Annotated in this window: 20 protein-coding genes; 8 read left to right on the forward strand and 12 right to left on the reverse strand. The window is 63.4% G+C overall.

Going from position 1 to position 17,410, the window contains the following annotated elements; all coding sequences use genetic code 11:
* Positions 1-10: 10 nt before the first annotated feature.
* The 5 genes from KY494_RS11415 to KY494_RS11430 form a co-directional block, all read right to left on the reverse strand.
* Entirely contained in the window at positions 11-253 is a 243-nt protein-coding gene (locus tag KY494_RS11415) for a hypothetical protein (protein ID WP_219891003.1), read from the reverse strand.
* A gap of 127 nt (positions 254-380) precedes the next feature.
* Entirely contained in the window at positions 381-1,826 is a 1,446-nt protein-coding gene (locus tag KY494_RS11420) for an ATPase domain-containing protein (RefSeq protein WP_219891004.1), read from the reverse strand.
* Positions 1,823-2,239 carry a hypothetical protein gene (locus KY494_RS11425; protein WP_219891005.1) on the reverse strand — a complete coding sequence of 139 codons (417 nt, stop codon included), beginning with the start codon at positions 2,237-2,239 and terminating at the stop codon, positions 1,823-1,825. Before KY494_RS11425 ends, KY494_RS11420 begins: the two co-directional genes overlap by 4 nt.
* A 72-nt stretch (positions 2,240-2,311) precedes the next feature.
* On the reverse strand, positions 2,312-2,707 hold the full coding sequence (locus KY494_RS29720) for a response regulator (protein WP_258194807.1): 396 nt from the start codon (positions 2,705-2,707) through the stop codon (positions 2,312-2,314).
* A 21-nt stretch (positions 2,708-2,728) separates the two neighbouring features.
* Positions 2,729-3,682: a sensor histidine kinase KdpD gene (locus tag KY494_RS11430; RefSeq protein ID WP_258194808.1), complete on the reverse strand. Its 954-nt coding sequence runs from the start codon at positions 3,680-3,682 to the stop codon at positions 2,729-2,731.
* 265 nt (positions 3,683-3,947) lie between these two features.
* Between KY494_RS11430 and KY494_RS11435 the strand changes: the two genes are divergently transcribed.
* From KY494_RS11435 to KY494_RS11445, 3 genes are all read left to right on the forward strand, one after another.
* Entirely contained in the window at positions 3,948-4,823 is an 876-nt protein-coding gene (locus tag KY494_RS11435; protein ID WP_219891006.1) for a hypothetical protein, read from the forward strand.
* Positions 4,820-5,062, forward strand: coding sequence for a hypothetical protein (locus KY494_RS11440; RefSeq protein WP_219891007.1), 243 nt, complete (start codon positions 4,820-4,822; stop codon positions 5,060-5,062). The genes KY494_RS11435 and KY494_RS11440 overlap by 4 nt, the downstream gene beginning before the upstream one ends.
* A gap of 63 nt (positions 5,063-5,125) precedes the next feature.
* Positions 5,126-6,070: an SMP-30/gluconolactonase/LRE family protein gene (locus KY494_RS11445; RefSeq protein ID WP_219891008.1), complete on the forward strand. Its 945-nt coding sequence runs from the start codon at positions 5,126-5,128 to the stop codon at positions 6,068-6,070.
* A 63-nt stretch (positions 6,071-6,133) separates the two neighbouring features.
* Here the strand turns inward: KY494_RS11445 and KY494_RS11450 are convergent, their stop codons facing one another.
* Positions 6,134-7,201 (reverse strand): SDR family oxidoreductase, encoded by a 1,068-nt coding sequence (locus KY494_RS11450; protein WP_219891009.1) that lies wholly within the window; start codon positions 7,199-7,201, stop codon positions 6,134-6,136.
* A gap of 96 nt (positions 7,202-7,297) precedes the next feature.
* Here KY494_RS11450 and KY494_RS11455 point away from each other — a divergent pair, with 96 nt between their 5' ends.
* The 3 genes from KY494_RS11455 (at position 7,298) to KY494_RS11465 (ending at position 10,494) form a co-directional block, all read left to right on the forward strand.
* Positions 7,298-8,212 carry a LysR family transcriptional regulator gene (locus KY494_RS11455; protein WP_219133247.1) on the forward strand — a complete coding sequence of 305 codons (915 nt, stop codon included), beginning with the start codon at positions 7,298-7,300 and terminating at the stop codon, positions 8,210-8,212.
* Between the two features lie 79 nt (positions 8,213-8,291).
* Positions 8,292-9,347, forward strand: coding sequence for a MerR family transcriptional regulator (locus KY494_RS11460; RefSeq protein ID WP_219891010.1), 1,056 nt, complete (start codon positions 8,292-8,294; stop codon positions 9,345-9,347).
* Between the two features lie 67 nt (positions 9,348-9,414).
* A complete protein-coding gene (locus KY494_RS11465; RefSeq protein WP_219891011.1) occupies positions 9,415-10,494 on the forward strand; it encodes a hypothetical protein in 1,080 nt (359 codons plus the stop codon).
* On the opposite strand, the gene KY494_RS11470 is transcribed toward KY494_RS11465, so the two are convergent.
* Positions 10,469-11,695, reverse strand: a complete 1,227-nt coding sequence (locus KY494_RS11470) for a D-amino acid dehydrogenase (RefSeq protein WP_219891012.1) — start codon at positions 11,693-11,695, stop codon at positions 10,469-10,471. The genes KY494_RS11465 and KY494_RS11470 overlap by 26 nt on opposite strands.
* Complete coding sequence (locus KY494_RS11475; protein WP_219891013.1) at positions 11,692-12,147, reverse strand: helix-turn-helix domain-containing protein; 456 nt, start codon at positions 12,145-12,147, stop codon at positions 11,692-11,694. The genes KY494_RS11470 and KY494_RS11475 overlap by 4 nt, the downstream gene beginning before the upstream one ends.
* A gap of 87 nt (positions 12,148-12,234) precedes the next feature.
* On the opposite strand from KY494_RS11475, the gene KY494_RS11480 reads away from it, so the two are divergent.
* On the forward strand, positions 12,235-13,425 hold the full coding sequence (locus KY494_RS11480) for an MFS transporter (protein WP_219891014.1): 1,191 nt from the start codon (positions 12,235-12,237) through the stop codon (positions 13,423-13,425).
* Here the strand turns inward: KY494_RS11480 and KY494_RS11485 are convergent.
* The 4 genes from KY494_RS11485 to KY494_RS11500 all read right to left on the reverse strand — a co-directional run bounded on the left by KY494_RS11485 (position 13,422) and on the right by KY494_RS11500 (position 16,837).
* The gene (locus KY494_RS11485) at positions 13,422-14,117 is read right to left on the reverse strand and encodes a Crp/Fnr family transcriptional regulator (RefSeq protein ID WP_071079024.1); all 696 of its coding nucleotides are present in this window, start codon (positions 14,115-14,117) and stop codon (positions 13,422-13,424) included. The genes KY494_RS11480 and KY494_RS11485 overlap by 4 nt on opposite strands.
* A 155-nt stretch (positions 14,118-14,272) precedes the next feature.
* Positions 14,273-14,920: a response regulator gene (locus KY494_RS11490; RefSeq protein WP_219133240.1), complete on the reverse strand. Its 648-nt coding sequence runs from the start codon at positions 14,918-14,920 to the stop codon at positions 14,273-14,275.
* 38 nt (positions 14,921-14,958) lie between these two features.
* The gene (locus KY494_RS11495) at positions 14,959-16,191 is read right to left on the reverse strand and encodes an ATP-binding protein (protein ID WP_219891015.1); all 1,233 of its coding nucleotides are present in this window, start codon (positions 16,189-16,191) and stop codon (positions 14,959-14,961) included.
* A gap of 64 nt (positions 16,192-16,255) precedes the next feature.
* On the reverse strand, positions 16,256-16,837 hold the full coding sequence (locus KY494_RS11500) for a DJ-1/PfpI family protein (protein WP_219133238.1): 582 nt from the start codon (positions 16,835-16,837) through the stop codon (positions 16,256-16,258).
* A gap of 171 nt (positions 16,838-17,008) precedes the next feature.
* Here KY494_RS11500 and KY494_RS11505 point away from each other — a divergent pair, with 171 nt between their 5' ends.
* Complete coding sequence (locus KY494_RS11505) at positions 17,009-17,350, forward strand: hypothetical protein (RefSeq protein WP_219133237.1); 342 nt, start codon at positions 17,009-17,011, stop codon at positions 17,348-17,350.
* Positions 17,351-17,410: the final 60 nt, after the last annotated feature.

The raw sequence follows: 17,410 nt of genomic DNA on the forward strand, positions 1-17,410 counted from the left end.
CAGGCGCGTCCTACCTGCGGCTGAGCGGTACATACTCGCCCGGCAAGCTGGCCGCGTCCAGCGCATCGGCAAAGGCCAGCAGGAACTTGGCCGACCCATGTTCCGACACCAGCAGGGAGGCGCCCTTGTGGCGCAGCAGTTTCAGCACTTCCTGCTGGTGCGCCTGGTATTCGCTGGAGTGACCATAAAACGTTTGATACATCTCCAGCGTTTCCATGGCCTTGGCGGCCAGGATGAATTCGGGTTTGTCCATCATATCTCCTCATGATCAGCGCGGAAACACAGAAGACGCATTGGTCCCCTGTGCGCACGGCCATCGCCGTCGGCATGGCCGCACTTGCATCATACGCCTCTACTCAGCCGTCACCAACCGCATGCGTCTAGGCGCGGTACGGCTCGCCCGACAGGATGCCCTGGTACTGGCTGAGGGCGGCGCCGATCTTCATGCCCTCGGCGTCGATATCGTAGAAGCGGATATCCTTGCTGTGGCCGCTGCCGCGCACCTTCACCACCGACACCACGCGCTTGAACTGGCCTTCGAGCTCGATGTAACGCTGCATGACGATGGCGTCGGCCAGGAAGGCGTTGCCGTAAGAGCTGAAGCGCAACATGGTGTACTGGTCTTCCAGCTCGGCCGTCATCAGCACCGACACACCCATGTCCGTCAAGGCCGCCACCAGGCGGTACAGCGATTCGCGGAAATCCTCGCGGAACATCGAGGCCAGCGCCATTTCAAAGCCGGACAGCGAATCGATCACCACCCGCTTGGCCTTCATGCGCGTGATCATGCTCACCAGGTCATGCAGGATTTCATCGAGCGACAGGTCGAGCGTGCGCGTGTTGATGACGCCGATCCGCCCGGAACTGACGAGCGTATTCAGCTGATGGCTGAGCAGCTGGTTCGGGCTCTTCTCGAAGGCGGCGATCACGCCCGGCTCGCCGCAACGCACGCCTTCCGTGAGAAATTGCGTGGCCAGTACGGTCTTGCCGGAGCCGGACGGCCCCACCAGCAGCAGCGAATAGCCGGCCGGCAAGCCGCCGCCCATCATGGCGTCGAGCTCCGGCACGCCCAGCGACAGGCGTTCATTGCCGGAAATGCTGACCTCTTGCATGCCGCTGGCCTTCAGCACGGCGCGGGAAAAGATTTCCACGCCATTGTCATTGATGCGGAAGGTGTGCACGCCCAGGCTTTGCGCCTGGCCGCGCATCTTGACCACCTGAATCTTGCGCACCATGGCATCGCGGTGCACGAGCTGCGACAGCCACAGGATGCCGTCGGCCACCGTGAACACGGCGCTCGACTCGGCCTCGGGCGCCAGGTATTCGCCGATCAGGAAGGTCGTGGCCAGCCAGCTGGTCATTTGCGTGCCCAGTTGCTGCACGAAATGCTGCAAGCCGGCCGCGCCCGTGTCCATGGCCTTCGCCGATTGCACCACGGAGCGGAAGGAATCGACGAAGACGAGGCTGGGCGAGAACGCTTCCACCTCTTCGGCGATGCGCGCCAGCACGCGGTCAAAATCGCCTTCCAGCAAGTCCGCCGACAGATTGACGAATTTGATCGACTGGTTGATCTTTTCCACATCAAAGAAGGGAAACTGCTGCTGATAGCGCAACATCTTCAGCGGTGGTTCGCCCAGGACTGTGAAAAACAGCGCCTTGCGCTCCGGTGTAGCGAGGGAAAACATGATCTGGTGCGCCAGCGTCGTCTTGCCGCTGCCGGGCGTGCCCGCCACCAGGTTGAAGGAAAATTCCGGTATTCCGCCGCCCAGCAGTTCGTCCAACCCCGGCACGCCAGTAGCCAGGCGGTGGATGGTGACTTTGTTCATTCGTTCGGCTCCGTTCCAGCATTATTCACAACGTCATCACCCCAGGCTTTGAGGAGGATGCTATTCGTTAAGAGTTCGCCAATTAATAAAATAAGGGTGTTGATGAAGTGCATCATCATCGCCGTGCTTGCCGCGCAGGCGGCGCTGTCCGCCTGCGCCTGCAAGCTGGCGCGCAAGGCGGTCATGGCAGCTTCCAGTGCTTGCGGCGGATGGGGTATCAACCAGCTGAACTGTTTCTGACTCTGGTGCAGGCTGCGGGCATACATCGACTCCACGCCCCGCTCGCCTATGATCTGATTCAATTCAGTGGCCAGTTGCTCCCAAAGGCGAATACTGACGTCTACCACCGCACCTGGTTCGCGTAACAGCGCGTGCTCTATCCTGCGCTGCCGCTGTTCATGGACTGTGGCCATAATCGGATCTTTTCTCTGCGGTTTTCGGTGCATGGACCATGTTAAACAAAAGCATCAGGATTTCCTCGCCCATCAGCGCGGAACCGTTGCCGTGATTATTTTCGACAAAGCGTCGATATTGATGGGCTTTACCAGGTAGTGGTCAAACCCTGCCTGGCCAGCGCGGTCGAACTGACCAAGCTGGCTGTACCCTGACGTGGCGACAAAGCACGGCAGCGGCGCCGGCAAGGCCGCGCGTGCCGAGCTGATGACCTGGAAGCCATCCATGCCCGGCAAGCCGATATCGCACACGATCACATCGTAGGGCGCATCGAGCGCGGCGCGCAAGCCACTGGGGCCGTCGTTGCGCACGTCGACATGGTGACCGTCCTGCGTCAGCAGCAGCGCCAGCATTTCCGCCGCATCGGCATTATCCTCGATCAGCAATATGCGGCGTGGCAGTGCGCACGCCGCAGGTGCCGCCTGCATGTCCTGCGATGGCGGCGCCAGCTACGACAGGGGCAGCTGCAAGACAAACTGGCTGCCAAAGCCAACCCCGGCGCTGAAGACATCCACGGTGCCGCCATGCAGCTGGGTAATAATGCGCACCAGCGACAGGCCGATGCCCACGCCACCCTGCGCCCGTTCCAGCGAACGGAAGCCCTGGGTAAACAAGTCGAAGATGAAGGGCTGGATATCGAGGGCGATGCCGGCGCCATCGTCGCTGACGGCAATTTCCACCAGATCATCGTGACGCCTGACGACGATGTCGATATGGCCAAACTCGTGCGTAAATTTGCTGGCATTGATGAGCAGGTTGGCAAACACCTGCGTCAAGCGCACCAGGTCCCCTTCGATCACCAGGGCTTCCTTCGGCATGCTCACGCTCAGCACTTGCTGGCGCTGGCTGATGCTGGCCTGGCCGACTTCCACGGCACTGGCGATGATGTCGCTCAGCAGGATGGGCGCCAGCTGCAAGGTGATCTTGCCGCTGCTGACGCGCGAAGCGTCGAGCAAGTCGTCGATCAGGCGCGCCATATGCGCCACCTGGCGGCCGATCACGTCATGCACGTGCGCCAGCTGGGGATCGAGGTCGACCTTCTTGGCCAGCAAATCATTGGCCATCGCCAGCGGCTGCAAGGGATTGCGTAACTCATGCGCAAGCATGGCCAGAAATTCCGTCTGGCGCACGGTTGTCGCTTCGGCGGACGCCTGCATATCCTGCGCGCCAAACGTCGCCAGCACCAGGTTTTGATTGGCTTCGCGCAACTGCATGATCAACAGGCCAAAGGCGTCGGATTTATCCTTTTCCTGCAACTGCATCTTGGCCATGATCAACAGTTGATTGATCGTCTCGCGCAGCAGCTTGACTTCGCGGTGATGCAATGCCTGCAGATTTTGCTCGGAGGGCAACGGCTGGGCTGGCGCATCCTCAGGATCCGGCGAGAGTGCTGTGTGGTGCATGGTGACGGTGTGCGGCCTGTGGGGGCCGGCCTCAAGGACAACTCTTCGTTCCGCGGCGTTCACTCAGACCTCGCCGCGCACGCCAGCTCTATTGCTGCATACGGTGTATTACTTTCCAAGCGAACACGATACCCTATTTTCCTTATGAAATGAAAGCATTACATTGCTTGGGGCGGGCATCACAGCAGCTCCGCCATGACCAGGAAGCAAGGCTGTCATTGCAGTATAGTCAGGCCGATGCCAATCGCAATCCAGCTTGAATGTCATGCAAATCAACTACATACGCATCAGGCCGCCTGACGGAATGGTCACGCGCGCGCATTGGCAACATATTGCATTCCGTGCAAAAATGCGCCTGTCGCAACCCTCCCTTGCATTGCCAATGGACCAATACCATTTCCTCGTCGGCGAATTCGCAAAAAACAGTCCCTTCATTCCCGCCGCGGCCAGCACGCAGCTGTTTGCCTGGTTCGAACACGTGGGCGAGCGCGTCGAGCGCTACGGCAACAAGCGCGGCAAGATCGTCAAGTTCTCACAGCGAAATTACGAGAAGATGCTGTTCGCGCCAGAGACCGACAGCATCGGACTGCTTTCGCCGCGCATCGTACCGCCCGACGAAGCTGACGAGGCCGTCAACTGCGACGCGCAGGCGATGTATTCATCGGGCTCGGAGCTGGTTCTGTCCATACGCGCCAGCAAGCTTGCGCTGGCGCCGCTGTTCGACGGTGCGCGGGCCATACCCGGCCTGTTTGAGCATTGCGAATATGTGTACTGCTACGCTGAAACGCAGGGCTATGGCACCGGCTACGCACTCGGCTACCGGCAGCTCGACGAGGCCCATCCGATGACCTTTGGCACGCCTTGCCCCGCAAATAACTGGGCCGCCATCAAGCGGCGCGGGCTGCAAGATGCGCACCTGCGCGATGTATATCCCATCAATGGTTTCACGCAAGCCAGACTGGATGCGCTGCCGCCCCAGCGCCGGCAAGCGCTGCGCGACGCGATGCAAGCCCATGGCCGCTGTGAAGACCATGCCGGCTGGATTTTCTGGCACCTGCAGCCAGGGGAACTGGAAGCGGCCCGCGCCGCACTGAACGCACACGCCATGCTGGGCGCCTACATCAACCACCGAAGCTCATGACCCCACATTTATCGCTGCACTGCTACCTGCAAGACACGCCTTCGGACCAAGCGCTGCCCTGCTCCGACGTGACCATCCAGGCCGACCCGGCCACCCTGCGCGCCATCGCCCATTTTCTGCTCGCCAGCGCCGACGCGTTTGATCTGGCGCAAGACCGGGTCGGCATGCACGCGCACCTGCAGGATGCATGGGCCGGCTGGCAAGACGACTTCCCCGACCTGGTGGTCGTGGCGGCATAGACTGGCGCCCCGGTCGGCGCGCGTCGGGTAACATACGCCACCGTTGCCATACAGAGAACCTTGATGCCTCATTCCCGATTCGCCCTGCCGTCGCTGCGCGCCGCCGTGCTGGCCACCGCGCTGGCCAACCTGTCCGCCTGCGCCAGCCCGCCCGCGCACGAAGCGCTGTTTCTCACCACCACCCTGACCGCCCCGCATTCCTTTACCAAGGGCATCGAAGGCCCGGCCGTGGATGCGGATGGCAATATCTACGCCGTCAACTTTGCGCGCCAGCAAACCATCGGCAAGGTGCGTCCCGATGGCAGCGGCGAAGTGTGGCTGACCCTGCCCGGCACCAGCATCGCCAACGGCATCCGCTTCGGCAGCCGTGGCCAGATGTATCTGGCAGACTACATGGAACACACGATTTACCTGGTCGATCCTGCCACGCGCGCGCTCACCATCCACGCGCGCGAGCCGCGCATGACGCAGCCGAACGACATCGCCATCACGGCCGACGACGTGCTGTATGCGAGCGACCCGAACTGGAAGGAAAACACGGGCCGCGTGTGGCGCATCGCGCAGGACGGCACGGTGACGCTGGCGCTCGACACCATGGGCACGGCCAACGGCATTGAAGTGAGCCCCGACGGCAAGATCTTGTATGTGAATGAAAGCGTGCAGCGCAATATCTGGATGTACGACATCGCCGCGGACGGCAGCCTGAGCGGCAAGCGCTTGCTGACCAAGTTCGACGATTTCGGCATGGATGGCATGCGCGTGGATGTCGATGGCAATTTGTACGTGACGCGCTACGGCAAGGGCAGCGTGGTCAAATTGTCGCCGCAGGGGCGCATCTTGCGCGAAATCAGCGTGCCCGGCGCCAAGCCCAGCAACATCACCTTCGGCGGTCCCGACGGCCGCACGGCGTATGTGACGGAAGTGGTGCAGGGGCGCCTGCTGCAATTTCGCGTCGACCGCCCGGGCCTGGAATGGCAGCGGGCGCAGGAGCGGCGCAAGGCCGAATAGCATGTCGGGATGTCGGCTTAGCCGGAACGGCGTAAGCCGACAACATGGTTGGCCGCGACCGGGTCAGCGCGGAATGACGCGCTGCGCCTTCAGGCGCTCGAACAGATTGACGAAGGCATCCTGCGTATCCTGGTAATCAAGAAAGCCCGCCTTGCGGCTCTTGCCCATGTCCGTCATCACTTCCATCGGCCGCCCCAGGTCGGCATCCGTATGCCACCATGAGGCCAGGCGGGCTATGTCCGCTTCCGCCAGATCATGCTGCCGCGCGATGGCGCGCCATTGCGCGGGGGCGTCCTGCATGCGGTCGGCCAGCGGCGCCATGGTCTCGGGCAAGTCCGCCGCCGCCACGCCGAAATACGCGGCCAGGCGCGGCCAAAGCCACTTCCAGCGGAACACGTCGCCATTGACGATATTGAAATCCTCGTTGCGCGCGCAAGGGCTGTCCGCCGCCCACGCCAGGTGGCGCGCGATCTGGCCCGCGTCCGTCATGTCGGACAAACCGTGCCACTGCGCGGGCGAACCGGGAAAAACGAAGGGCGCGCCGCTGGCCTTGCACAAATTCGCATACACGGCCAGGGTCAGGCCCATGTTCATCGCATTGCCCAGTGCGTAGCCAATGATGGTGTGCGGGCGGTGCACGCTCCACGTAAAACCGTACCGGGTGGCCGCTTCGAACAAGCGATCTTCCTGCGCGTAATAAAAATTCTCCACGGGCTGGCGGCCCTGCTCTTCGCGGAACGGCGTCACAGGCACTGTTCCCTTGCCATACGCGTCGAACGGTCCCAGGTAATGCTTGAGACCCGTCACCAGCGCCGCGTGGCGCAAGTGGCCGTTCGGTCCCAGCGCGGCCAGCACATTGGCCACCATGGCGCCGTTGACGCGGATGTTTTCCTGCTCGTTTTCCTGGCGCGCCCAGGCCGTGAAGAAGACGTGGCTGGCGTCCAGGCCGGCCAGCGCGGCGGCGACGGCGGCGCCATCCGTCGCATCCAATTGCAGGGCCGTGCAGCCGGCGGGCACGGGCGTGCGTCCCCGCGAGACGCCCGTCACCTGCCAGCCTTGCGCCAGCAAATGCGTGGCCAGGTTGCTGCCGATGACGCCGCTGGCGCCGATGATGAGCGCGTGTTTTTGCATGTTAGAAGCCTCCGAAAGAAAAAACCATCATATCCGCGACTGAAATTCTTATCCACGATACTATTTCACCTTATTCATGAATAAAGTTCGCGAATCATGTTTTCATCGGAACATTTAAAGGGCCTCACGCCCTTCCTCGCCACGGCCGACGCGGGCAGTTTTACCAAGGCGGCCGAACGCCTGCACCTGAGCAGCTCGGCCGTCAGCAAGAGCGTGGCGCGGCTGGAAGAGCGGCTGGGCGTGCTGCTGTTCGAGCGCAGCACGCGCCGGCTGAAACTGAGCGAGGCGGGCCGCGCCTACTACGCCACCTGCAAGCGCGTGCTGCAGGAACTGGCGGACGCGGAAGACGTGCTGGCCGAACATGCGACGGAACTGGCCGGCAAGGTGCGCATCGGCGTGCCCGCCGCGTATGGCCGCCTGCGCGTGATGCCGGCGCTGATCGATCTGTGCGAAAAATATCCGCGCCTGCAGCCGGCCATCGCCTTCAGCGACCGCTTCGTCGACCTGTTCGAGGAGCGCATCGATATCGCCGTGCGCATCGGCGCGCCCTCGCACTGGCCCGCCGCGCTGGGGCAGATGCACCTGGGCGACGAACAGCTGATCCTGTGCGCGGCGCCCGCCTACCTGGCGCGGCGCGGCACGCCCGCATCCATCGCGCAGCTCGATGGCCACGACTGCATCGCCTACGGACGCGGCGACGGCTCGCCCATGCCGTGGCTGTTCCCGGACGAGGATAAGGGCGGCCAGCTGGAATACCGCCTGGCGTCACCGCGCATGACGGTGGGCGACGCGGAAGCGCGCACGGCCGCCGTGCTGGCTGGCCTGGGCGTGGCGCAGCTGGCCACCTGGCTGGTGCAGGAACACCTGGCCACGGGCGCCATCGTGGCCATCGTGCCGGAACTGGCCACGCCAGGCTTGCCCCTATACCTGGCCTGGCCGCTGGCGCGCCAGCTGACGCCGAAAACGGGCACCCTGTTGCAGGAATTGCGGCAGCGGCTGACAATCAGTTGACTCAGTTTGAATATATCGCTTGACCCTGACGTGACGTCAGGCGCGATGCTGTCCGTACGCACCAGGAAAGGAACAAGCAATGCTGTTGAAAATCGGTGAACTGGCCAGGCTCACGGGCCTGACCATCCGCACCCTGCACCATTACGACAGCATCGGCCTGCTCTCGCCTTCGGCGCGCACGCCCGCTGGCTACCGCCTGTACCAGCACGGCGACATGGACCGGCTGCACCGGATCATGGCGCTGCGCAAGTTCGGGTTGTCGCTGGCCGATATCGCCCACGCACTCGCCGGCCCGGATCTGCCGCTCTCCTCCATCGTGGCGCGGCAGATCGCCATGCTCGAGCGCCAGATCGCGCAAGCTTCCACCCTGCGTGTACGCCTGCGCACCCTGCGTGTACGCCTGCGCACCCTGCAGGCGCAACTGGCGCAGGGACAGGCACCGGAACTGGCCGAGTGGCTCACCACAATGGAGTTGATGACCATGTACGACAAATATTTTACCCAGGAAGAACTGCAACGGATGCCGCTGCTGTCCGATGCGGCCGTGGAACAGGAATGGAAAGAACTGGTAGCGAGAGTGCGCGCCGCCAGGGATGCGGGCGCAGGTCCCGACGATGCACGGGCGCAGGCGCTGGCCACGCAATGGATGGTCAAGCTGGTGCGCGACACGGGCGCCCACCCGGGCCTGTTCGCGCGCCTGAACAGCATGCACGAACAGGAGCCATCGATGCAGGCCACCACCAGCATCGATGCGGAACTGATGCAGTTCATCCTCGCCGCCTTCAACGCCTCGCGCATGGCGCTGTACCGGCCTTTCCTCGATGAGCAGGAATACGCGCACCTGGTGGCAAACTACGGCAAGCGCTCGGGTGAATGGCCGGCCCTGATCGCCGCCGTGCGCGCCGCCATCGATGCGCGCACGCCGCCCACCGACCCGGCCGTGCTGCAGCTGGCGCGGCAGTGGCTGGAGCTGTTCCGTTCGTATGCGGGCACGGACCCGGCCACGCAGCTGAAATTCCGCCAGGCGCACCAGCAGGAACCGCGCCTGATGGAAGGCAGTTTCGTCGACGCGACAATGCTGCAGTACCTGGGCGCGGCGATGGCCGTGGTGGCGCAGGAGCGCCCCGGCGCATAGGTTAACGTGCGGCATCTCGTGGGCGGGGCCATGTAGAATCGGTCATCGCCCATGAGAGGAACCACCGATGCGCCGCTTTCTGTTTGCCTGCCTGACCCTGCCCGCCTTCCATATCGCCATGGCGGCCGAGCCGTCCGTGCAAGGCGTGTGGCAAGGCACCTTGGGCAAGGCCAATATCGTCGCGTGCTTCAACCAGCCCAGCCCCACGCAAGGGTCTGACCGCAGCGGCAATTATTACTACACGCGCTACAAGACACCGATCATGCTGTCCATGCCGAACGGCAAGAGCGACTGGAGCGAATCCGACGCCAAGGGCGATACGACGGGCACGTGGCGCCTCAACGCGCCGCAGGGCGGCAAGCTCACCGGCACCTGGACGGAGCCGAAAAGCGGCAAGACCCTGCCCCTGGCCTTGACACTGCTGGAAGCGGCGGGCGACCGCGAACATCCATCCTGCGCCAGCGATGCCTACAACCTGGCGCTGGAAGACTTTCCCAGCACAAAGGTCAGCAAACCCGTTACCTTCGAAGGCAAGCAGTACCGCAACCTGCAAGTGGGCGACACCATCACGGTGGAATTGATGGCGCCCGGTGACGGCGTGGCGAAAATCAATGCGCAACTGCGCGCCGTGCTGGCGAAGAACAAGAAAGACCTGGCCGATTTCTATGCCACGCGCCGCGAATACCTGGGCCGCAACGGTTTCACGACGGAAGACGAAGTGTATGCGGAGCCCACCTACTGGTCGCCGCGCTGGGTGACGATCAAGTTCTACCGCTGGGCGGCCGGCTATGGCGCCAGCGGCATTTCCATCCGGTTCCGCACCTGGGACGTGAAAACGGGCCAGGAAACGGACGTGTGGAACTGGTTTGGCGCCAGCGCCAGCGATGGCGACGACAAGGCCGAATTGCCGGACCGCCTGCGCCAGGCCCTCTTCAAGGACGTAAAAATCGACGCCGAGTGCAAGGGCACGGATTACGACGGCCGCGGCCGCTTCCACCTGTCATTGAAACCCGAAGGCGTGTCGTTCTGGGAAGACTCGAACGGCAGCGGCTGCGAAAACGATTTTTTACTGCCTTACAGCAAGGTCGGCCCCTTCCTCACCGTCAAGGGCCGTGCCGCGCTCAGCGATCTGCTGCCGAAGAACTAGGCGCGACCGCCTCTGCCACCATCTCCGCCGTGGCGGCCGCCAGGGTCCAGCCCAGGTGGCCGTGGCCCGTGTTGTAGTACACGCCAGGGGCCTTGCCCGGCCCTACCTTCGGCAGCATGGCCGGCAACATGGGGCGCAAACCCGCCCACGGCACGACCTTGCGCGTACTCACGCCAGGAAAGCACTGCTCGACCCACTGCAGCAGCGGGCGGATGCGATCGGCGCGGATGTCGTGATTGAAGCCATTGAATTCCGCAGTGCCCGCCACTCTGAGCCGGTCCTCGCCCAGGCGGCTGCTGACCAGCTTGGTCGCATCGTCGAGCAGGCTGACCTGGGGCGCGGCCGCGCGGCTGGCGGCGTCGTCGAGCTGCACGGTAATCGAATAGCCTTTCACGGGATACACGTTCACGTGGTCGCCCAGCATTGCCGCCAGGGCGCGGCTGGCCGTGCCCGCGCAGATGACGACGGCGTCGAACAGGGTGCTGTCCTCGCCCTCGCCGATGCTGACGCGCACCTTGCCGTGCTCGCGCGCCAGCGCAGTAACGTCCTGACCAAAGCGGCAGGCCACGCCCAGGCGCGCGCAGGCGTCGGCCAGGCCGCTGGTGAATTTGTGGATGTCGCCCGTGGAATCGCTGTCCGTGTAGTAGCCGCCGTAAAAGTCGCCGGTGAGGGCCGGCTCGATGGCGCGCATTTCCAGCAAGCTCACGGCACGCCGCTCAAGACCGCCCTTGGCCAGCAGGCGCGACACGCCGGCCGCCCGTTCGAAGCCGCGCCGGTCGCGGTACACGTGCAGGATGCCGGCGCGGCGGTGATCGAAAGCTATCTTCTCTTCTTCCGCCCACGCAAACAAATGTGCGCGCGCGGCGATCGCCATGCGCGCCGTGGCGATGGTATTGCGCTCGTAGTCCGGCATGGCGGCGAGAAACTCCGCAAACCAGCTCAGCTTGTGCCAGCTGGGCCAGGGATGCAGCAACAACGGCGCATCGCGCCGCGCCATCCATTTCAGCGCATTCAGAATCGTTGCCTTGTGGTTCCACACTTCCGCGTGCGAGGCGGACAATTGCCCGCCATTCGCATACGACGTTTCCATGGCCGCATAGCGGTGGCGTTCGATCAGGGTGACATCGACGCCCCGTTTCGCCAGCGCATACGCCGTGGTGACGCCCGTGATGCCGCCGCCGATGACGGCCACGCGCTTCATGTCCTGAACTCCACCTTGTGCACGACGGTATCGCCCGCCTGCAAGACGCGGCCATCTTCGGCCAGCACGTCGATGCGGCGCACGGGCAAGCCTGAACCGCGCTGCAGCAAGGTCGAATGGGTCTCGCCTTGCTCAAACAATTGCGCCTCGCTCCACTGGCGCAAGCCGACCACGACGGGAAACAGCGCCAGCCCCTTGGGCGTGAGCACATATTCCTGGTAGGCCGTGCCGTCCGAGGCGGGGGCGACCGTAAAAATGCCCTCTTCCACCAAGGTGTGCAGGCGATCGGCCAGGATGTTCTTCGCCACGCCCAGGCTTTTCTGGAATTCGCCGAACCTGCGCATGCCGTCGAAGGCGTCGCGCACGATCAGCAGCGACCAGCGCTCGCCGATCGCGTCGAGCGCGCGCGCCACGGGACAGGGGTCGTTTTTCAGGCTCTTGCGCTTGGCCACGGGGTCTCTCCTTGATTGAGTGGTTGCATTTTAAAACTAATCACCGTAGACTCCAACTGGTTTTAATTTGAAACCACATACATCACCATGCGCGACACGACCATCCCCATCACAGCAGTACTTCCCCCCACCCTCGTCTGGCTGTTTGCCACGGCGGCCGGCCTCAGCGTGGCCAATGTGTATTACGCCCAGCCCTTGCTCGCCACTCTGGCGCGGGAATTCGGCATGACGGACGCCGCCAGCGGCATGGTCATCACGGCCACGCAGCTCGGCTGCGCGCTGGCCCTGCTGCTGCTCGTGCCCCTGGGCGACATGCTGAACCGGCGCCGGCTGACCCTGTTCCAGCTGGGCTTGCTTGCCATCTCCCTGGCGGCGCTGGGCTGCGCCCGTTCCACGGCCGCCTTGCTGGGCGGCATGCTGCTGGTGGGCTTGCTGGGGACGGCCATGACGCAGGGCTTGATCGCCTACGCGGCCAGCGCGGCGGCCAGCCACGAGCGGGGCAGGGTCGTCGGCATGGCGCAGGGCGGCGTGGTGATCGGCTTGCTGCTGGCGCGCACCCTGTCCGGCGTGGTGGCGGACCTGGCCGACTGGCGCGCCGTGTATTTCGTCTCGGCCGCCATCGCCTGCGCCCTGTTGCTGCTGCTGTGGCGCAAGCTGCCGCCGGCGCAGGCATCCAATCAGAAGCTGGCCTACGGCGCCCTGCTGGCTTCGATGCTGGAGATGCTGCTGCACAACAAGGTGCTGCGTGTGCGCGGCATGCTGGCCCTGCTGATGTTTGCCGTCTTCAATATTTTCTGGAGCGCCCTGGTGCTGCCCCTGACGGCGCAAGGCTACAGCCATGCGGCCATCGGCGCTTTCGGGTTAGTGGGCGTGATCGGCGCGCTGGGCGCGGCGCGTGCCGGGGCGCTGGCCGACGGCGGACGCGCGCAGTGGACGACGGGCGCGGCCCTGTTGCTGCTGCTGGCCGCGTGGCTGCCGCTCGGCTTTGCCGGCGCGGCCCTGTGGCCGCTGATCGTCGGCATCATCGCGCTGGACCTGGCGGGCCAGGCCATCCACGTGACGAACCAGAGCCTGATTTTCAAGGACGACAGCGACGCGCACAGCCGCCTGGTGGCGTGCTACATGCTGTTTTATGCGGTGGGAAGCGGACTCGGGGCGATTGCCGCCACCAGCGTGTATGCGCTGGCGGGCTGGCATGGAGTATGCGCGCTGGGCGCGGCGGTCAGCTTGCTCGCCCTGCTGTTCTGGCGGCTGACCTTGCCTGCTGAAAAAACTTAGTTCAGCATCGCCGTAGCGGAACCATGGCGATACGTCTTCAGCGCATCGGGCTGGATCTGGATCAGCGAACCGCTGACTTTAATCAAATGCAAGTCCGTCAACTGGTGCAGCACGCGCGACAGGGTGGCGGGCGCCAGGTTCAGGAACGATGCCAGCAGACTTTTCTTCAGGTCCAGCTTGACCTCGTTCGAACGCTGCTGGTCCGACGCCTGCAGCAGGTACTCGACCACGCGCTGGGTGGCGTTTTGCACGGAGCAGCGTTCCACGTTGCGGATAAAACCCATCAGGTGGTGCGACAGGCTGTTCATCATCTGGCGCGCGATGCGCGGCGACTGGTCCAGCAGGCGCAGCAGCGCGTGCGGCGGGATGCGCAGCAGCAGGCAGTGCTCCAGCGCTTCGGCGCAGAACGGATACGGTTCATCGAGGAAAATCATGGCTTCGCCGAAGCTCTGGCCCGGACGGATCAATTCCAGTACCTTGTCGGTACCTTCCATGGAAAACACGCTCAGCTTGACGAGGCCGAAGACCACCACATAGGCGCCTTCCGGCACTTCGCCTTTGCGGAACAGCACTTTGCCTTTTTCCACTTCGACGCGCACGACATCCTGGCGCAATTGCTCTAATTGCGAAGGGGAAATATGGCGGAACAGAGCCTGGCTCGATAGCAAGCCATCGACGTTGACCTTATGCATGACACTCTCTTATTAGATTAGCGAATGACTAAGAGTGTAATGCGCAGGCACCGTCAAGGCCATACGTCAAAGGAACTAGGGTTGTCTAGGCCGGAACGCCATGCAGATCAAACAATCGCGCATTCCTTGCGCATTATTTGCGCTTTGTTTGATCTTTATTTGCTTAACTCACGCTCGACGGCGTAGACGGCGATCTGCACGCGGCTGCTGAGCTTAAGCTTTTTGAGGATGTTTTGCACGTGGATTTTCACCGTGCTTTCGGCCACGTCCAGCTGGCGCGCGATTTCCTTGTTGCTCAGCCCTTGCGCCAGGCAAGCCATGGCTTCGCGTTCGCGCGGCGTCAATTTGTCGTAGTCGGCCTGGGGCGCGTTCTGCCCCGCGCGAAATTGCGACACGAGCTTGGCCGTCATGGCATCGGCAATCACGGATTCGCCGGCGGCGGCGCGGCAGATGGCCTGGCCCAGCTGCTCGGCTTCGATATTTTTCAGCAAATAGCCGCGCGCGCCCGCGCGCAGGGCCGCGCCCAGGTCGGCCGCGTTTTCGGACACGGTCAGCATCAGCACCACCATCTGCGGCATGTCCTGCAAGATCAGCTGCAGCGCCTCGACACCCGTTACGCCGGGCATGTTCAAATCCATCAGCACCACGTCGGGCCGCAGTTCGGCCGTCAGGCGCACGCCATCGAGCCCGTTGGAAGCCTCGCCCACCACCTGGAATAGAGGATTGCGCTGCAGCAGCAGCTTGACGCCGCTGCGCAGCAAGGTGTGGTCGTCGACCAGCAGGATTTTGATTGGAGCGTTCACGTATTTGTATCTTTTACCTGGTAAGAATGAATCTTCTGTTACGCGGCCTGGCGCCGGGCTGCCGGCAAGGCCAGCGAGATCGTCGTGCCGCCGCCGGGCCTGCTGTCGATGGCAAATTGCGCACCGAGCCGCTCGGCTCTTTCCTGCATGATACGCAAGCCGATCTGCAATTCCGTTTTCTTGTCGCGCAGGTTGGCGGCGAAGCCTTCGCCATCGTCGCGCACCTGCAGCGAAAAATCGCGCCCGTTTTCCACGCGCAGGGCCACGTTGCTCGCCTGCGCGTGCTTGCGGATATTCGACAGCGCTTCCTGCACGATGAACAGGATCTGCAACTGCTGCTCGGGCGCCAGCGGCGCGCCATTGCCGCTCATGTCCAGCGTGCCGGCGACGCCGGTCTGCAGCTCGAACTTGGCCAGCACTTCCGACAGTTTGCTTTCCAGGTCGCTGCCATGCCAGCGCGTGCGGAAATTGACCAGCAATTCGCGCACGTCCTGGTAGCTTTGCTCGACGCCCATGCGCATCAGCGGCAGCACCTCGGCCGCTTCGTCGAGCTGGCCCCGGCGCACGGAATCGTCGAGCATCTGTACTTGCAGGCTGATGAAATTGAGGCTTTGCGCAATGCTGTCATGCAAGCCTTCGGCCAGCAGGCTGCGTTCGCGCGCGACGGCAAACTCCTTTTCGCGCGCGATCAGGCGCTGGTTCTCGATGGCGATGCCCAGGCTCTGGCCCAGCGTTTCCAGCCAGCCCTGCTGCTGCGCATGCACCGCTTGCGGACCCGCGAAGTGCAGCGAAAAACTACCCACCACCTGGTCGCGCGCGAGGATGGGAAAGACGGCGATGGCAACAAAACCTTCGTCCTGGCAGCGAAAGCGCTGCAGCGCTTCGACCTGGCGGAAATCGCGGATCTGGATCACGCCCTGCGCCACGGCAGCGCCGCACAGGCAATCGTTATTGCGGATGCAATGTTCCTCTTCCACCATGGCGTCCGAAATGCCCTCATGCACGATGATGTGCACGGTATCGTGCTGCGGATCGAGGATGCGCACGGTGCCGCCTTCGGCTTGCGCGAACTGCATCACGTGGTGCAGGAAGCCACGGCACAGCGCATCGATGGCGTGCTGGCCCGCCAGCAGGGTGGAAATCTCATGCAGAGTGGCCAGCTGGCGTTCCTGCGCGGCGCTCAGGCCCGATGTGGCTTGCGCCAGGCGGCGCTGGCGCCAGCGTGACGCTGGAAGTTGTTTGCGGGAAGGTTGACTGCGCGGCGCATGCATGAAGAACTCGAATCTGAAAAGTGGGGCGCCCGGCAAGCGCTGCGGCCTGCCGGGCTGGTGAAGGTTACAAATGAATCTCGGTACCGAGCAGCTTGACGAACTGCGCCAGCCACGCCGGATGCGCGGGCCAGGCGGGCGCCGTGACGAACTGGCCATCGGTGACGGCGTCCGTGACGGCGATGTCCGCATACGTGCCACCCGCCAGCTTGACTTCCGGCGCGCAGGCGGGATAGGCGGAAATGCGCTTGCCGCGGATGACATCGGCGGCGGCCAGCAATTGCGCGCCGTGGCAGACGGCGGCGACAGGCTTGCCCGCGTCGGCAAAATGGCGCACGGCGGCGATGACTTTCTCGTTCAGGCGCAGGTATTCGGGCGCGCGGCCGCCGGCGATCATCACCGCGTCATAGTCGGCCGGATCGATCTCGTCGAAGCTGGCGTTCAGGGTAAACAAATGGCCCGGTTTTTCCGTGTAGGTCTGGTCGCCCTCGAAATCGTGGATGGCCGTCTTGATCGTCTCGCCGCTTTTCTTGCCGGGACAAACGGCGTGCACGGTATGGCCGAGCATCAGCAGGGCCTGGAATGGCACCATCGTTTCATAATCTTCTGCAAAATCGCCGGTCAAAAACAGAATTTTCTTCGCTGCCATTTAGTTCTCCTATGAAAGATTGATCCCGCAAGCCGTATCTTAGCGCGACTTGGCAGCCATACTGGATATTTATCAAACTTTTGCCACTGAATGCAGGCATTTAGAGGCTGAGCCAGAATTATTTCAAGGCTCGCAGGTCAAATCAAGAAGACCCTCTTTGAAAGCCTGGCCATGAGCACCTCCACCAGCCCCCTTGCCAACCCTCTTGTCGCGTCGGCCCTGATCCGTATCTTCGACCATTTCAGCGATGCGCAGCAGGCCCGCAGCGCCCTGCTCGACGACGGGTTCCCCGCGCACGCCGTGCAGCTCGACACGGTCGACGACGAAGCCGTGCCCGTACAGGGCAAGGCGGCGTGGCGCGGCATGTTCCGCCTCGTCGTCGCCATCGGCAATGCACAGGAAAGGGAGCGGGCGCACGCCATCGTCCAGGCCTGCAACGGCTGCGATATCGAACAGCGCACAGCCAGCCATGTGGCAAGCCGGCATGTGGGGACACAAGCGCTGGCGGGCTGACACCCTCCCCCGCGCGGCGAAATTATGGCAAGATCAAGCTTCCTTCATTCCACAGTGGAA

The organism is Janthinobacterium sp. PAMC25594, assembly GCF_019443505.1.
GTDB lineage: Bacteria > Pseudomonadota > Gammaproteobacteria > Burkholderiales > Burkholderiaceae_D > Janthinobacterium.